Here is a 15,461-nt window from a genome sequence, read left to right as displayed (position 1 = left end):
ACCTAACTGGAGCACATACGAGTAACTAAATAAGCCTGCTGGGCAGGCTTATTTCATTCGATCGACGACTTTTTAGCAATTTAAGCCTGCTGGGCGGCTTATTCCAGACGCATCGATAGTAACAACGAAGAGGCTACTCCAAAAGATCACTTTCGGGGCAGCCTCTTCGTATGATTAGATCAACGCGCGTGATCCGTAATGAACCGGACGATTTCATCGGGTGGATTCAAACCGTGCGGATGATGGCCAATGCCCGGTTTCAATATGACTTCAAATGTTGCGTTGCGATTCCGATAACTATCGACGATCCGTTGACCATTTTCATCATAGGGTACAATATCGTCACTATCCCCTGCGACTAGTATCATCGGGATGTTCTCGTTCGCTATCCTGGCGATCGCCGATTCAAGGATAGATTCGTATTCCTCGATCGACTGCTCCGATAGATGGAAAGCCCGCTTGCACTCTTTCCATTCGCGCCGCGACACTTTACCGCTGCCTTTGCCTCCAGGCCAGCTTCTAATATCGATAACCGGGGCATCCATGTAAATCATACTTACCTTCTTATCATACTTAGCCGCATAGTGGAGCGCATAAAGGCCTCCCCTGCTGAACCCTATCAGAACGGGCTTATCCGACAGCTCGTACTTCGCTACGACCTGTTCGTGAAATTCCGACATTAATTCAACGGCCTCCGCGCCGCCGTATAAGTCGGACATTCTGATATAAACGAGATGCCAACCTCGCGACGCCATTTCACGATCCGCCTCATCGAAAGCGCCGAAAAATTCCATTCTCCAAATCCATCGACGGTCATCTAACGGGATTAGAGGTTTAATGACAATAACTTCATATCCTTGAAAGAAATAATCATGTCTCTGATAGCCGTGCCATTCTTGGACACTCTCGACCAGGTTATGTTGCCCTATATAGCGATGAATTTGCCGGTTCAAATCCGCAACCTTAGCCTCTAGTTCATTTGCGGGCAATAACTCCGCTTTGTGCGGATTCGTATGACCTAAAGCTTCTTTGATCTCATTGTGCGTCAATCGGTCGCGTTCCGCTATGAATTCTATTAATTTCAACCCGTCGGTCAATATCCGTTCCCCGAATCGTTCCAAGCTGACGCGGAATATTTCCTTCATTAGCAATCTCGCGATAACCCAGTGGCCGTTCAAGTTAGGATGGATACCGTCTCCCGATTGGTAAGCAGGATGATCTTGTCTTCTTCGGACAATATCTTCCGACAGCTCGCGATGCAAATCAATGACCTGGTCGGCATAGTCGTCCATTTCATGCATAATCCACTCGCTGTACGTACGCAGGACTTCATCGTATTGAGCATATGGCCTTAAAAAGCTGAATTCTTCTTCATCGGCTTGCCCTAGCTCCCCTTGATAGGATTGTGCGTCGAATGGCGGAGGCGTAACCACAATCGCTTTGCTATTATGTCGATGGATCTTATTTATTAACTGCTTCATCCCGTTCTTGTAAGCATTAAATCTCTCTTCCGAGAGCGGGTAATAAATACCGTCATTCATTCCGTAGCATACGACTACGATTTCCGGCATCACCTCGGCAAGAATATGATCTACCCGATCATGTACGCAAGGTCTTGGAAAAGGATGCGAGGGTTCGCTTAAGCCCGATGCCGTTTCGCTGCTTACGCCGGCATTGATGAGCTCGACCTGGCATTCCGGCTTATTCAGCAGAAGATAGGAGTGGATAAAAGAAATAAATTTCCCGTCATCCGTAACGCTGTCGCCTAAAAATAGAACTTTGCCTGTCATGGTTTGCATCCGTGTCCAGCTCCTCCGGCGAAAAAAAATCGCTTCCAATTCCTTCTTTATAACCATAATCGGGGTTGGATTTGAATTTGTCCACCACTTCTTGCACGTTTGCCGATCTTCACCTCGTAATGGAGTAGGCTAGAGGCGAGAGAATGATGTGAAACAATAAATTGATGTTATACTGACTGGGAAGATCGGCTTCCAGCCTTAGCGAAAGTTGGGTTTCGAGGATGAATGAACTGCGGATTATAGATCGGATCAAGGAAAACTCCCCCGGAGATATCGGTTACCCGTTCGCCCTGGACGAATTGCTCGGCAGGCAAACGGGAGCCGGAGGACCCTCCGTATTGCATATATGGAACCACCCTCGGGCATTCGTCATCGGATCGAAAGACAGTCGGCTTCCCCGGGCGGCCGATGCGGTACGTTGGCTGGAACGTCAGGGGTATTCCGTGCTCGTGCGCAATTCGGGCGGGGCGGCCGTTCCGCTTGATCTCGGCGTCGTAAATCTTTCTTTGATCCTGCCGATCGAAGCGACGGCAAGCTCCGGATTCCGCGATGATTTCGAGCGGATGTACGCTTTAATCCGGGATACGGCAGCCGAATACGGCTGCAAAGTGGAACGGGGCGAAGTCGCCGGCTCCTATTGTCCGGGAGATTACGATCTGCAGGTCGACGGGCTGAAATTTTGCGGCATTGCCCAGCGCCGGCAAGTCCGGGCTATGATCATTCAAGCCTTCATAATCGTCGAAGGCTCGGGGGCAACGCGTGCGGAGTTGGTCAAAGCGTTCTACGACCGGGCGGCCGTCGGCGCGGAGCCGGGCGATTATCCGGAGGTGCTCCCCGGCGTGATGACAAGTTTGCAAGAGAGAGCGGTCACAGGACTTGAAACGGCCGAGTATTTCGCGGCAGCGATCGCGAGGAAATTGCGGGGTAGACAATCGGCAGCCGCGAGTAACGGCGAGGCTCAATCCTTCGTTATGCCGGATCGTGAAGCGATAGAGTCGGCCTGCGCGGCGCTACGGCTTCGATACCCTTTGCCGAGATAAGAAGCCATTGCATGTTCTAAAAAACCTTAATAGAGAATAGGGATGTATGGCTAGTCAATCTCTCTATTAAGGGTGACCTCCATGCGAAAATTAAGAACGAAACTCCTCGTCGTTATCGGAATCTTGATGATGGTATCCGGCGCGGCTTCCGCAGCGTCGGTATCGACAGCCGAAACGCCGCTCCCGCCGACCCATAGCGTGTATCTGAAATTGGACGGCATTGTTGGAGAATCTACCGCAAGAAACTATGAACGCTGGATCGAGTTGACCGATGTTCAATTCGGCGTTTCCAACGGTTCGGCGAATTCCGCCGCGGCAGGCGGAGGAGGTTCTGCCGGCAAAGCCGTTCTCGATCATTTTACGCTCGCGAAATCCGTTGACTCCTCCTCCATCCCTTTATTCCAAGCCGCGTTAGCCGGAACGTATATTAAGAACGGGCAACTCGTTATCGTGACTAGGGGCGATTCCCCCGCTCCATTGCTCTCCATCGATCTTAGCTCGATCATCTTGGCCGACTACGAATTCGACAATGAGCGCGAAACGATTCAATTGAAATTCGATGCCATTAAATTAAGCTACTTCCCTACCCGTCCGGACGGTAGCAAGAGTCCTCCGACCACGGGAGGTTGGAACTTCAAGCAAAACGTCAAAACCTAAACGCAAAGGCCCCGGCAAGCTGCTTCGCGCAGTCTGTCGGGGCCTTATGCTCGAACTATTCTTTTTTGCTCATCGCATGAATCTCGAATTCGTTCTGATGCCATTTTTTAACCATGTCTTGATAGAATAGATTCTCTTGCCCGCTTAAACCCCGTTTGTTATCCTTCAGGATCATCGATCCGATATTGCGCTTCAGAATTTCGCTCCGACGACGTAACATTTCAATGTGAGTCAAGTTTCTCTACCTCCGAATGATGTCGTTTTTCCCTGCTGCCTGGAAGAGGGATTGTTCTCTATTCAGTGTAAAGAATTAAGCCGAGGTTGGAAAACGGGATTCGGAAGCCTGACATCCGATAATCCGACTTGAGGTTGCAAGAGCGGATGAATAAGCGGGGTTATCGGAAACATCCTGTCCCGTTCTTCGGATAACGGCCAAGCCCGGCTCGAATGGAAAGAGACCAGCGAGTGGCTGGTCTCTTCGTCCTTATTCCGAATCTTAATAAACGCCTTTCCATTCCGCGATGTTGGAAGCATCGAATTTGAACGGATCGCCTAGCATAATTTGCGTGCCTTCGCCGTCGGCGATGATTTCCTTCTCGCCCAATTTGCCTGCCGTGAGTTTGTCGCCTACGGCGCCGGTGATCGTACCGTTCACCAATGCGTCCGCAGCGTGGCCTGCAAGATAACCTACGTCAAGCGGGTTCCACAGGTACATCCATTGGCACACGCCGCTTTCGATATAGGCGGCCATTTCGCTCGGCAAGCCTAGACCCGTCAATTGAACTTTGCCTTTCAAGCCTTTGTCCGTCAGAACTTTACCTGCCGCCGCCACGCCTACCGTCGTCGGGGAGATAATACCCTTAAGGTTCGGGTAGGATTTCAACAACGCTTCGGTTTCGGATACGCTCTTGTCGCGCAGATCGTCGCCGTAAGCGACTTTGACCAATTTTACGTCTTTGTATTTCGGATCTTCCAATTCTTTTTTCATCCATTCGATCCACAGGTTTTGATTCGTCGCTTGGGAAGTCGCGCTCAGAATCGCGATTTCGCCGGAGCCGCCGATCATCTCGACCATACCTTCGACCAACGTGCGGCCGATACGCTCGGGATCCGCTTGGTTGATATGCAGCATGCGGCTTTCCGCGTTAACCGCGGAATCCAAGGACAGAACCTTGATGCCCGCGTTCATCGCTTTCTCCAAAGCCGGTTGAAGCGCGTCCGGATCGTTGCCGACGATCGCTAAAGCGTTGACCTTCTGGGAGATCAATTCGTCGATCATCGTGATTTGAGCTTCCGCCGTAGGTTGGTCCGGAGCTCTCAGGATCGCTTCGTAGCCGAGCTCTTCGATCGCGTTCTTATAGCCTTCCATTTCCTTCTCGCCGTACGGATTGCCTGTATTCTTGTAGATGATGGCAAATTTCTTCTTGGCACCCGAGTCCCCACTCGCGGCCGGACTGCCGGAAGCGCCGCCCTCGTTGTTAGCGTTGTTGCTGCCGCATGCCGATAGTACGGCGACGAACATGACGGCCGTCAGGAAAATACCGAAAAACTTTTTCATTTTCTTTTTCCTCCCTTTTTTAACTCTTTGTGGTGTTGATATGAAATTCATCTATACAAAACAGTCCTAAGACCGAGTTGTAACGCAGGTTCGAGCATTCCTTCTAAGTTGTTGCTTCTAAGTTGTTGCTATTTACTTCTTGCGAGAGTAGGCGAAACGATCCTTCAACTGCGGAATCGCCACGGAGACGATCAGCAGCACGCCCATGATAATAAGCAGCATTTGCGCGGATACGTTCACGAGTCCGAGCCCGTATCGCAGGAACCCAATCAGGAAGATCGCCAGTATGGCTCCGATCATCCGGCCTTTGCCCCCTGCCGTGCTGACTCCGCCGAGCACGACCATCGCGATAACTTCAAGCTCGTATCCGGTCGCGATATTCGGGCGGGTACTCCCCATCCTGGAGGTCAAGAACAGCGCCGTGATCGCGGACATTAAGCCCGCCAAGGTGAAGACGATCACTTTGATCTTGTCTACCTGAATGCCGGAGAACCGTGCGGTGGTAGCGTTATTGCCTATCGCGTACAGCATTCTTCCGAAAGTCGTCTTATGAAGCAAGATCCAGAAAATAACGGCGAAAAATACGAAAGCAATCAGAATAAACGGAATGCCGCCGACATATCCCCAGCCGAGGAACTTGAACCAGCTCGAAAATTTTCCCGATGCCTGATCTTCCAACAGGATGTAAGCGATCCCCCGATAGATGATCATCGTAGCCAGCGTCACGATGACCGCCGACAGCTCCTTGTATTTGACGATCAGCAGCCCGTTGACCCAACCGCAGATCGTACCTACCGCGAGACAGATCAGCATGGCCAATTCCATCGGCACGCCGTGATTAAACAAATCCGCCATAATAACGGAGGACAAGGCGATGATCGAACCGACGGAAATATCGATGTCCCCGAGCAGGATAATGAAAACCATCGGAAGGACGATAAAGGCTTTATCCAGAAATCCCATCGTCGCGTCCCTTAGGTTGTCGCCGTCCAAGAAATACTCCGACAAGTTAGAGTTCATGATGAAGACGGCCGCAATGAGGAGGACGAGTAGCCATTCCCATTGAAGAAAGAAGCCTTTGAGCGTAAATTCCTTCTTGTTCGCGATCAATCTATGTTCCATGGCTAGATCTTCCTCCTCATCAAGTTATTGCGGTCGATTCCCCGCTTGACCAGAGCATTGACCAGCACGGCGATGAGGATGATCGATCCTTGAATGAAGTTTTGCCAGAACGGGGATACGTTGATCATCGGCAGCGCGTTGTTCAGAATCCCGAGCAGGATGGAACCGAGAATAATCCCGGAGATTTTCCCGACGCCGCCCGCGATACTGACTCCGCCGAGCACGCATGCCGCAATGACGCTCATCTCGTAACCCGACGCCGTATCTCCTTGCGCCGAAGCAAACTTCGATACCCACAGCACGCCGGCAAGCCCGGATAGACCGCCCATAATCGAGTAAACCAGCCATAGGATCCGACCCGTGCGAATGCCGCTGATCTTCGCGGATTCCGGATTGCTTCCGACCGCGTACACCCTTCTTCCCGTGCGGGTATGGCTGACGAAGTAATAAGCAATAATATAGATCACAATCGCGATCATGATCAGATTGTTGATTCCGAAAACCGAGCCGGTCGCGATCGATTTGAAGCTTTCCGGCATCTGATGCGCGCTGACCCATTTGCCTCCGCTCGTCTCGAACGTCAGTCCGCGGAAGACGTTCATCATGCCTAGCGTGGCGATGATCGGCAAAATATTGATCCACGAAACCAGAAATCCGATCACGATTCCGCAAGCGATGCCTACCCCGACGCCGATAGCGATCGCGAGCAGCGGATTCAAATCCGGATATTGGCTTACGGTCAATGCCGATACCATACCCGAAAGAGCCAGCGTCGCGCCGATGGACAAATCGATTCCTCTCGTGATAATGACGAGCATCATCCCGACGGCCAGAATACTGAGAATGGCTGTATTCGTCGCGATGTCGTTAATGTTCTCCCAAGTCAGGAAGCTGGGATTTCGAATCTGTACGCCGACCGCCAGAAGGACGATAAACGCGAGCAAACCGAGTTCCCGGAACTTCGCGATATAGGAACTGACCGATTTGGCTTGCTTGTCTTGACCCTCCCGCGCTCCCTGTAAAGCAGCGGATTCCGTTACCGTTTGTTTCATGCTCCAGCCCCCCTTGTCGCATCCGCCTTGGGTGCCGTATCATCCATCGAGGCTTTAAGAATCGCCTCTTGCGTTAACCCGTCGCGATCCAAGACCGCCGTAATCCGGCCTTCCCTCATCACCGCAACCCTATCGCACATGCCGATGATCTCGGGCATTTCCGACGAAACCATAATGATTCCGTATCCCGAACCCGCCAAGTCGCTGATCATTTCGTAGATCGCTGATTTCGCCCCGACGTCGACCCCTTTGGTCGGTTCGTCCAGAATCAAGATATCGAGATCTCCCGTAAGCAGCTTAGCGAATACGACCTTCTGCTGATTACCTCCGGATAGCGCGCTCGCGAGCGTGAACACGCTCTTCGCTTTGACGCCGACCTTCTCCGCCAACTGCTTGGCCGTGTCCAGCTCCTTGCGGGTATTCAACATGCCTTTGCTAGAAAAACTCTTCAGCGTAGGCAAAGTAATATTCCTTCCGATCCCCCATTGAAGGACGAGTCCCTGCTTCTGCCGGTCTTCCGGCAAGTAACCGATGCCTTTGCGCATCGCGTCCTTGGGGCTTTTGACTTTCAACTCTTCGCCTTTGAAAATAATCCTGCCTTTGTCATGCTTCGTTACTCCGAACAGCGTCTCGCACACTTCCGTGCGGCCCGCTCCGACAAGCCCTGTCAGTCCAAGAATCTCGCCTCTGCGGAGAGAAAAGGACACATCCGCGAAGTAACCCGTCTTGCCCAGTCCTTCAAGGCGAAGCAATTCTTCTCCGATCTTCGCTTCCTGCTTCGGAAACAACTGCGAGATTTCCCTCCCGACCATTGCGACGATTAGATCGGAATTCGAAATGCCGTCTACGTCCCATGTGCCGATATATCTCGAATCCCGGAATACGGTAACTTTGCTAGCCAGCCTGTACATATCCTCGAAGCGGTGAGAAATGAAGATGATCGATGCTCCATTGTCGCGAAGCCGTTCCGTAATCCGGTACAGCTCCTCGCTCTCGTTCTTCGTTAACGCGGCCGTCGGTTCGTCCATGATAATGATCTTCGCGTCCACCGACAGCGCTTTCGCGATCTCGACGATTTGCTGCTCGGCTACGCTGAGCGCGCCCATTAGCGTTTTCGGACTAAAGCTGGCGCCCAATTCCTTCAGCAACTTGCCCGCTTCCTCGTGCATTTCGCTCCAACGGATGCGTTTCGTTCCCTTTTGAACTTTCTCGTGGCCCATGAAGATGTTTTCCGTCACGCTCAAATCGGGATAATTCGTCACATGCTGATAGATCGCCGCGATTCCGGCCTTCTGGGCATCCGTCGGATGATTAAACGAAACCTTCTGCCCGTTTAAGATCATGTCGCCTTCTTCCGGAGAATGAACGCCCGTGATCACTTTGATGAAGGTCGATTTGCCAGCGCCGTTCTCGCCCATCAAAGCGTGAATTTCCCCGGGCTTCAATTTGAAATAGACGTCGTCCAGAGCTTTAACTCCCGGGAATATTTTCGTGATGCCTTTCAGCTCCAGTACGTATTCCGCCTCGGCCATTTCGCGTCTCCCCTTTCTCTCTGCGTTGTTCTCGTGGTTTAAAGATACAGTTGTCGGGATGACCTCAGTAGGGGACATTACTCGGATTGGGGGGTTATACTTCGGGTCATGATGTCAGGAATAAATGAAACCGCAAATAGACCGCTATCGCCAAACGGCTGCGGTCTATTTCTTAACGTCAAAAAACCGAACGTCTATTCAGCGTCCGGTTTTCAATCGCCAAGTCTCACTTCAAATAAAACACTTCCCGCATTGGCCGGATCGGTTCCGCTTCCCGCATGTCGAAAGAACCTTCGACCATTCGCGAAGTCAGCGCATTCCAACGGTTGCATACTTCGCTTTCGGCGATGATCGCGAACGCCTTGTCCACGTCGTCGCATTCAAAACAATAAAAAAAAAGGTTGCCCTCCTGAAAAATCGAATAATTCCGAATGCCCGCGCGTGAATGCTCGGCCATCATTTCCGGCCACGGATCCGCGTGCAGCGCAATGTACGCGTCCAAACAGTCCATTTTAACCTTCCAAGTCCACGCGAATTTACGACTCGCTTCCATATCCATCCGCTCCTTCACCCTGAACGAGTAACTGCTCCCTGAATTTCGAAGGGGTTTGCCCGGTAGAATGCTTGAACAACCGACTGAAATACTTAACGTCCTGATAACCGATTCGCCCGCAGATGTCCTGCAATTTCAATTTGTGATCGCCAAGCAGCTCCTTCGCCCTGTCGATTCTTTGCCTCGTTAAATAGTCGAGTACGGTTTCCCCCGTCTGCATCTTGAACAACTCGCTGAAATACGTCGGGTTCATATACACTTGATCGGCGATTTTCTTGATCGTGATTTCCTGATCCAGACGTTCGTTGATCCACCCTTTCGCTTGCTCTACGGGCTTCAAGTTGCTGTTCTCCCTGATCTTTCGAATGTCTTCGATGACGCGGTCCGTCAATTGCTTCACGCAAGTTTTCAGCTCTTGCAGATTCGTTGCCCTCTCCGCCTTGTGCAATTCCTCTTCGAGCGTCGCCGAATTCGCGATTCCGCGATTGCTCTCCAGACCCGCCGAATGAATCAGAATCATCGCGTTCTGCACCGCGTTCTGCAATTGGGCGGGGGATTCCAACCGATCCAACTGGTCGAAAAATTGCTTGGTCATCTCGGACGCTTCCGCCGAATTCCCCTGCTCTACGCTCCGCTTAAGCTTCTGGGCGATCGGAGACAAATCCTTATCCCCGGTTCCCGCGGGCTTCCCCTCGTCACTCATGCCGAGCGGCCGGAAAACCCGGTTGCCTCCGTTAAGGAATCGATAGTTCATAAGAGCTAAAGCTTGGCGCTTCGCTTCGGGCAATAAATACAAATCCTCGATGGCATCGCCGTAAGCGACGGATACCGAAAAAGGCGTATACGTCTGAATGGCGGAACGTACTCGCAGGGCCAAGTCGTGCGCGGCATTGTCCCATTCGTATTCGGGGTCGGGGCTGAACAGCAGCATCCAAAAATCCGATTCGGCTCCCCGCCAGTTCCACCCGAGGCGGTCGGTTTGCCGGAATTGATCGTCCAGCACCTCGGTCATTATATTTTCAAGCGCATAGAAATAGGCTTTCCAATCGTTCGCCTTATAGCTCCTCGTCTTAACGGGCAACGTGTCCATCCGTATGGATAAGAGGACGTACGTTCCTTTGGGGAATTCGTCCACCCAATATCCTAGCGTAGTCATGTCGATGCCCACGGAAGTAATATAGCTCAACGTTTGGATTTGCCTCGACTTCTTCAGCTTCTCGGATTCCCGCTCCATCTCCCCTCTCTTCAGGGTCTGATAACGGCCATTGTTAATGATCGTGCGAATCTCCGCCATCCTCGAACGGAACTGTTCGCGGTCTACCGGCTTCAACAAATAATCCAGCGCGCCCTCCCGCATCGCCGTCTGGAGGTAGGCATAATCGTCGTAGCCGCTAATCAATAGCGGATAGAACGAATACTGCTTCTTCGCTTCTTTGATCAACGTTAGGCCGTCCATCTCCGGCATCTTCACGTCGGTAATCAACAAATCGATTGCTCCTTGATGCTGGTGAAAGCACTCCAACGCTTCCTCTCCGTCGCTTGCGGTAGCTACGATTTCCCAATCCTCCCCGCAGGATCTGACCAACCGTTCGATGCCCCTGCGTATCCGGGCTTCATCGTCCACGATTAACGTTCTAATCTTCTGCATTCGCAGTCATCTCCTCATGGATCATCGGAATTCGGATGATGACTTCAGTCCCTTTGCCGACAATGCTATGGAGCTGCAATCCGTAATCCGGGCCGTGCATCATTACGATTCTCGCGTTCACGTTAATTAGTCCGAAGTGCGAACTTCGTCCTTCAAAGCTGATTTTCTTCAACGATTTCTCCAACTCGTTCAACCGTTCCGCCGCAATTCCCGGACCGTTGTCCCAAATCCGGATCACGACGTCCCGTTTCCCGGAACGGGCTCCGAATTCCAAGCCGACCGAGATATGGATATCCAGCGCCTTGCGACTTTCCAATCCGTGTTTAATCGAATTCTCGACAATGGGTTGAAGAATGAACTTCGGACTGTAGAGACCTTGGAAGTCGGTATCCTCCAACGCTTGCGCGATCTCGAAGTGCACCCGATCCTCGAACCGAAACTTCTGAATCGTCAAGTAATCCTTCACGTGCTGGACTTCTTCGGCGATGGATACGGATTTGGATTGATTCGACACGGAAAACCGCAGCATCCGGCCAAGAAGCGTGACCATATCCACGACTTGATCGGACTCCCCCTCTTCGACGGCCATTCCGATCGTCTCCAACGTGTTGTACATAAAATGCGGATTGATCTGAGACTGCAGGGCATAAAGCTCCGCTTCTTTCTGCCGAATCTCGATCTGGTAGTTTTTCTGGATCAGCTCGCGAATCGTCGAGATCATCGAATTGAAACTGCGCGCCAGCGTGCCGACCTCGTCCCCGCTCTGAACTTTAAGATCGACTTGGAAATCTCCCCGCTCCACCGACTTCATTAAACCGGTCAGTTTCTTCAAGGGGCGAGTCATGTTGTAGGAGATCATGATTCCGATCACGGATGTAAGCAGAAGGATCGCAATAATAACGAATAAAGTTACGTTCCGTACCGTGTCCGCCTTCTCCGTCAATTCGCGCAATGGAATGCCGTGAACGAGCGTCCATCCCCGTCCTGTTGATTGATTGACGCTGACAAGCCGTTGTTCCCCCGTCACGTCGGTACGGAAACTTCCGTTAAGAACCGGGTAACGATCCTTCTCTGCGTCTACGGTACCGATAAAACGCCGATTCGTATGGTAAATGATTTTGCCGGAGGCGTTCATGACCCATAAATCCGCTCTTTCGTTCTTCTCGAAGTTGCGCACGATATTATCGATAAAGGTCAGATCCACCGCGATTAACATCGTCCCTAAGTTTCTGCGATTATCGTCATCGTTAATCTGCTTCAGGATAAATAAGTAAGGGCTCGCGGTTTCGAGCTTCAGGTCGATCTCGTCCGGCAGTACGATTTCCGCCTTTCCGCTCGGCTCGAAACCGCGAACGAATTCCATGATCGTATTGCCCCAACCGGTTTCCTTAAAGCCCACGTTGGAGCTGTCGAACACCCGATTGTTCGAAACGACATACACTCCGAGCACGTCGGCGTTTCTCCCGTTCGTGTAGGTTCGGGCCAAGTAGCTATTCATGTTGTATTGGTCCTTGTTCAGATCGGCTCTGCGATCGTACGACTGTCGCCTAAGAATGCCCAAAATACTCTCCGAGTTAAATAAATTCTCGGGAAGCTTGGTCAATTCGTCGATATGTTTCTCGACATCCGCGTTGGCTTGATAGAGAAACCTGGGCATATATTCGCCGATCTGTTCTTCGACCGATCTCGCGTACTGGATATAGGAAAAATAGACCAACAGAATCATCGGGAATGCGGTCAGCAGAATATAGGTCACGATCAGCTTATAGCCGATCGGAAAATCCTTGAATCGAAATCCGCGCAAACGCTTAAAAATCATATTGGCTCACATTCTCCGCGGTGAAATCCAGCGGTTCTCCCATAATGACCATATCCCCGTTCAAGCGAATATTCCCCACGCCCTCGATCTCCTGCCCATCGACGGGCATTTGCCCGTTCAAATAACGGTAGGCGAGCATGATCGTAAGGAACCCGAGTTTCTTCGGACTCCAGAGAGTCGCGATTTGCGCCGAGCCTTCGCGCAAGTAGCCGTTCATCAGATTGGGGCTGGACAAGCCTACGACTTTCACCGCGCCCGATTTCCCCGCTTGCTTCACCGCTCGGGCCGCGGCCGGGGGCCCGACCGAGGAGTTGCCGAGAATGCCGCCAAGGTCCGGATAATCGACGAGCAGCCGATTGGCGACATCGTAAGCTTTGTCTTGATCGTCGTCCGTGGCTACCGTTGCCACTAGCTTCATATCCGGGTAGTATTCGCGCTGCTGGATATTGATCCATCTCAGCCATTCGTTCAGATTCGCCGCGGAGAACGAACCCGTCATAATCGCGTAATTGCCCTTCTCGCCCATCGTTAAGGCCAACGTGTCCAGAAGATGCCTGCCCAGCACTTCCGGGTCGACCATGTTCACGAAAAACTCCCTGCCCTCGGGTTCCGTATCGGCATCCCAAGTGATGACCTTAATGCCGCGAATCCTTGCTTTCTGCAACACGGGAACAAGCTTAACCGGATCGTTGGCGGAAATCGCAATAAGATCGACCTTCTGGTCGATCAATTGCTCCACGATATCGATCTGAAGATCGGCGTCGGCGGTAGCGGGACCTCTGAAAAGAACATCGATTCCGAGGCTTTTGCCCGCTTCCTTCGCTCCTATCGCGGCATATTTGAAGTAGTCGATCTCGATCCCCTTCGGCACCAAGGCGATCTTGTACCTCTTCGCCGGGACGTTCGGCTCCTCCGGCGGCTGGCTGGCGGAGCCGACGGGTTCCATCGAGTAAACCAACTCGTAGCGAGTTTCCGAGCCGGATCCGCACGAAGTCATCAATAACGCGATCATTAAGAAAGCCGCGATTGTTCGGTACAAGAAACTCGCCACCTTTAAGCCGGAATGTTAATCTTCGGTGCTTTCAGTGCCTTGCCTTTTATAAAGTAACGGTCTTTAACCGCATTAATTCGCCCACTTTGGCAAATAAGGAGCCGTTATGGCCGATCGACATCGCGCAATGATGGGTAGGCGCCTCGGCAAACCAACGAGTCATATACTCATCGGGATGCGAACGGAATCGGACCGGGGTTTGGGTATTGCCGATTCTCATGATCGGGCCGTCCGTCGACTCCGCTTCGCTGGCGATCAGCTTAAGCTTGCCGTCGCCGGTCTGGGTCATCCCCAATGTCGTGATCGGCCCGGTCTTCACCTTCGCTTCCACGGATACCCCCGTACCCTGCTTCCCGTGATACAACCCCATGCCTCTTAGCGTCGGTTTGCCTTCCGATATGGCAATATGGAACGGTCCGTCATGGCCTAGCAAAATCGTCCCGTCGACATAGTCCACCACGACGATCTCGGAATAGCTTCCCCCCGTGCCCAGAATGTCGCAAATTTTCATCGCAACGGCCGTCTTGAGATCGCCTTCTCCCGCGCATGGGATACCTCGTGCCGTCAGCAAAGAATGGCCGACGATAAAACCTCCTTGAAGCTTCTCGTATTCTCCCCCCGGCGCTCCGTGATAGTAATAGCTGAGAGCATCGAGATCGAACTCCCGAACGAGCTTCTCCTGGGCTGCCGCTACCCGGCAGGACCATTCCAATTGCTCGTCGCTTGGCTTTCTGGCGATCGGATCCGACGGGGAATCCCCGCTGATCTGGAACATCTCATGGACCGCTTCCAGCTTAGTCTTCACGTCCTGCGGGGTAACTTCTTTTAACATACGATCGAGATCGCACATTTCCAACACTTCAATATGAAGACCGGTCTGAGCCTGAATCATCGTAAAATCGCTGTACATGTCCAACATTCCGCTGTACGTATTGCCAAGGAAACCGAATCGGCTATGCTTCAATGTACGCGGAACCGAGGCCGCTCGAATCCATTCTTCGATTTCCCTCCATGCACGAATGGCTTCGACCCTTTCATGTGTAATCTCGTTGGTCAAGGAAATATCCGGCGTATAATCGAGACCCAGTATACCATTTACGACTCGAAATGCAATTCCGGCACGGTTGAACGCATTGGCGAATTCCGGTACGGGACATGCTCCGCAATGCGCTAACCATTCGCCGGTTGTCGATTGGTCGTAATTGATCCGATCGGTCGGTTGCAAGTTGAGTACCACCGCGGGAGCCGGGCATAATTGATGAACGGGGAGCACCGTTGAGCTTGTGGAGTACGTAGCCGCATGGCAAAATACCAGATCGACGTTACGTTCGTTAAACCACTCGCCCGCTTGGCGTCCTTCGGTTTCCGTGTCCACCATGCCGTAGAAATGCACTTCGGCCCATTGAGACATCCTCTTCTCGATGAATTTACCGTATTCGATTAGCCGATCGCGCAGTCCGGGAAATTGCTCCCAGTAAGCGCGCAAGCCAACGCTGTAAAGTCCGATGCGCGCTTTGCGCGCCGGTTTAATAGGTTCGAACAAAGACATCTTGACCACCTCGCGAAGGATTGGATTAATTGCTATACTTACGATTGTAAAAGCTTTCATTCGACTTGGCATCCAACGATA

13 protein-coding genes are annotated in these 15,461 nt (G+C 52.0%); 2 read left to right on the top strand and 11 right to left on the bottom strand.

Annotated features, from left to right (window positions below; all coding sequences use genetic code 11):
• Window positions 1-179 precede the first annotated feature (179 nt).
• Window positions 180-1,799 carry an alpha/beta fold hydrolase gene (locus HH215_RS27055; protein WP_169282709.1) on the bottom strand — a complete coding sequence of 540 codons (1,620 nt, stop codon included), beginning with the start codon at window positions 1,797-1,799 and terminating at the stop codon, window positions 180-182.
• A gap of 221 nt (window positions 1,800-2,020) precedes the next feature.
• Between HH215_RS27055 and HH215_RS27050 the strand changes: the two genes are divergently transcribed.
• Both HH215_RS27050 and HH215_RS27045 read left to right on the top strand, forming a co-directional pair.
• Window positions 2,021-2,839 (top strand): lipoate--protein ligase family protein, encoded by an 819-nt coding sequence (locus HH215_RS27050; protein WP_169282708.1) that lies wholly within the window; start codon window positions 2,021-2,023, stop codon window positions 2,837-2,839.
• An 81-nt stretch (window positions 2,840-2,920) separates the two neighbouring features.
• Window positions 2,921-3,496 carry an Hcp family type VI secretion system effector gene (locus HH215_RS27045; RefSeq protein WP_169282707.1) on the top strand — a complete coding sequence of 192 codons (576 nt, stop codon included), beginning with the start codon at window positions 2,921-2,923 and terminating at the stop codon, window positions 3,494-3,496.
• A 55-nt stretch (window positions 3,497-3,551) separates the two neighbouring features.
• Here the strand turns inward: HH215_RS27045 and HH215_RS27040 are convergent, their stop codons facing one another.
• The 10 genes from HH215_RS27040 to HH215_RS36565 all read right to left on the bottom strand — a co-directional run bounded on the left by HH215_RS27040 (window position 3,552) and on the right by HH215_RS36565 (window position 15,440).
• The gene (locus HH215_RS27040; protein ID WP_169282706.1) at window positions 3,552-3,731 is read right to left on the bottom strand and encodes a hypothetical protein; all 180 of its coding nucleotides are present in this window, start codon (window positions 3,729-3,731) and stop codon (window positions 3,552-3,554) included.
• 261 nt (window positions 3,732-3,992) lie between these two features.
• Window positions 3,993-5,054 (bottom strand): rhamnose ABC transporter substrate-binding protein, encoded by a 1,062-nt coding sequence (gene rhaS / locus HH215_RS27035; RefSeq protein ID WP_169282705.1) that lies wholly within the window; start codon window positions 5,052-5,054, stop codon window positions 3,993-3,995.
• A gap of 132 nt (window positions 5,055-5,186) precedes the next feature.
• Complete coding sequence (locus tag HH215_RS27030; RefSeq protein ID WP_169282704.1) at window positions 5,187-6,176, bottom strand: ABC transporter permease; 990 nt, start codon at window positions 6,174-6,176, stop codon at window positions 5,187-5,189.
• A gap of 2 nt (window positions 6,177-6,178) precedes the next feature.
• The gene (locus HH215_RS27025) at window positions 6,179-7,228 is read right to left on the bottom strand and encodes an ABC transporter permease (protein ID WP_169282703.1); all 1,050 of its coding nucleotides are present in this window, start codon (window positions 7,226-7,228) and stop codon (window positions 6,179-6,181) included.
• Window positions 7,225-8,760, bottom strand: coding sequence for a sugar ABC transporter ATP-binding protein (locus HH215_RS27020; protein ID WP_169282702.1), 1,536 nt, complete (start codon window positions 8,758-8,760; stop codon window positions 7,225-7,227). Before HH215_RS27020 ends, HH215_RS27025 begins: the two co-directional genes overlap by 4 nt.
• Before the next feature lie 226 nt (window positions 8,761-8,986).
• On the bottom strand, window positions 8,987-9,313 hold the full coding sequence (locus HH215_RS27015; protein WP_169282701.1) for an L-rhamnose mutarotase: 327 nt from the start codon (window positions 9,311-9,313) through the stop codon (window positions 8,987-8,989).
• Window positions 9,297-10,961, bottom strand: coding sequence for a response regulator transcription factor (locus tag HH215_RS27010; RefSeq protein ID WP_169282700.1), 1,665 nt, complete (start codon window positions 10,959-10,961; stop codon window positions 9,297-9,299). The genes HH215_RS27015 and HH215_RS27010 overlap by 17 nt, the downstream gene beginning before the upstream one ends.
• On the bottom strand, window positions 10,948-12,780 hold the full coding sequence (locus HH215_RS27005) for a sensor histidine kinase (RefSeq protein ID WP_169282699.1): 1,833 nt from the start codon (window positions 12,778-12,780) through the stop codon (window positions 10,948-10,950). Before HH215_RS27005 ends, HH215_RS27010 begins: the two co-directional genes overlap by 14 nt.
• Entirely contained in the window at window positions 12,770-13,819 is a 1,050-nt protein-coding gene (locus HH215_RS27000; RefSeq protein WP_254450242.1) for an autoinducer 2 ABC transporter substrate-binding protein, read from the bottom strand. Before HH215_RS27000 ends, HH215_RS27005 begins: the two co-directional genes overlap by 11 nt.
• 58 nt (window positions 13,820-13,877) lie before the next feature.
• Window positions 13,878-15,440 carry an L-fucose/L-arabinose isomerase family protein gene (locus tag HH215_RS36565; protein ID WP_254450241.1) on the bottom strand — a complete coding sequence of 521 codons (1,563 nt, stop codon included), beginning with the start codon at window positions 15,438-15,440 and terminating at the stop codon, window positions 13,878-13,880.
• Window positions 15,441-15,461: the final 21 nt, after the last annotated feature.

It is taken from the genome of Cohnella herbarum (assembly GCF_012849095.1).
In the GTDB taxonomy this organism is placed as follows: domain Bacteria; phylum Bacillota; class Bacilli; order Paenibacillales; family Paenibacillaceae; genus Cohnella; species Cohnella herbarum.
The sequence above is the reverse complement of the archived record's forward strand: the minus strand, read 5'-3'. Positions and strand labels throughout refer to the sequence as shown.

Bases quoted from the DNA above. Each gene is read 5' to 3' on its own strand.
- HH215_RS27055 (WP_169282709.1), bottom strand. From the start codon at position 1,799: ATGCAAACCATGACAGGCAAAGTTCTATTTTTAGGCGACAGCGTTACG.
- HH215_RS27050 (WP_169282708.1), top strand. From the start codon at position 2,021: ATGAATGAACTGCGGATTATAGATCGGATCAAGGAAAACTCCCCCGGA.
- HH215_RS27045 (WP_169282707.1), top strand. From the start codon at position 2,921: ATGCGAAAATTAAGAACGAAACTCCTCGTCGTTATCGGAATCTTGATG.
- rhaS (WP_169282705.1), bottom strand. From the start codon at position 5,054: ATGAAAAAGTTTTTCGGTATTTTCCTGACGGCCGTCATGTTCGTCGCC.
- HH215_RS27030 (WP_169282704.1), bottom strand. From the start codon at position 6,176: ATGGAACATAGATTGATCGCGAACAAGAAGGAATTTACGCTCAAAGGC.
- HH215_RS27025 (WP_169282703.1), bottom strand. From the start codon at position 7,228: ATGAAACAAACGGTAACGGAATCCGCTGCTTTACAGGGAGCGCGGGAG.
- HH215_RS27020 (WP_169282702.1), bottom strand. From the start codon at position 8,760: ATGGCCGAGGCGGAATACGTACTGGAGCTGAAAGGCATCACGAAAATA.
- HH215_RS27015 (WP_169282701.1), bottom strand. From the start codon at position 9,313: ATGGAAGCGAGTCGTAAATTCGCGTGGACTTGGAAGGTTAAAATGGAC.
- HH215_RS27010 (WP_169282700.1), bottom strand. From the start codon at position 10,961: ATGCAGAAGATTAGAACGTTAATCGTGGACGATGAAGCCCGGATACGC.
- HH215_RS27005 (WP_169282699.1), bottom strand. From the start codon at position 12,780: ATGATTTTTAAGCGTTTGCGCGGATTTCGATTCAAGGATTTTCCGATC.
- HH215_RS36565 (WP_254450241.1), bottom strand. From the start codon at position 15,440: ATGAAAGCTTTTACAATCGTAAGTATAGCAATTAATCCAATCCTTCGC.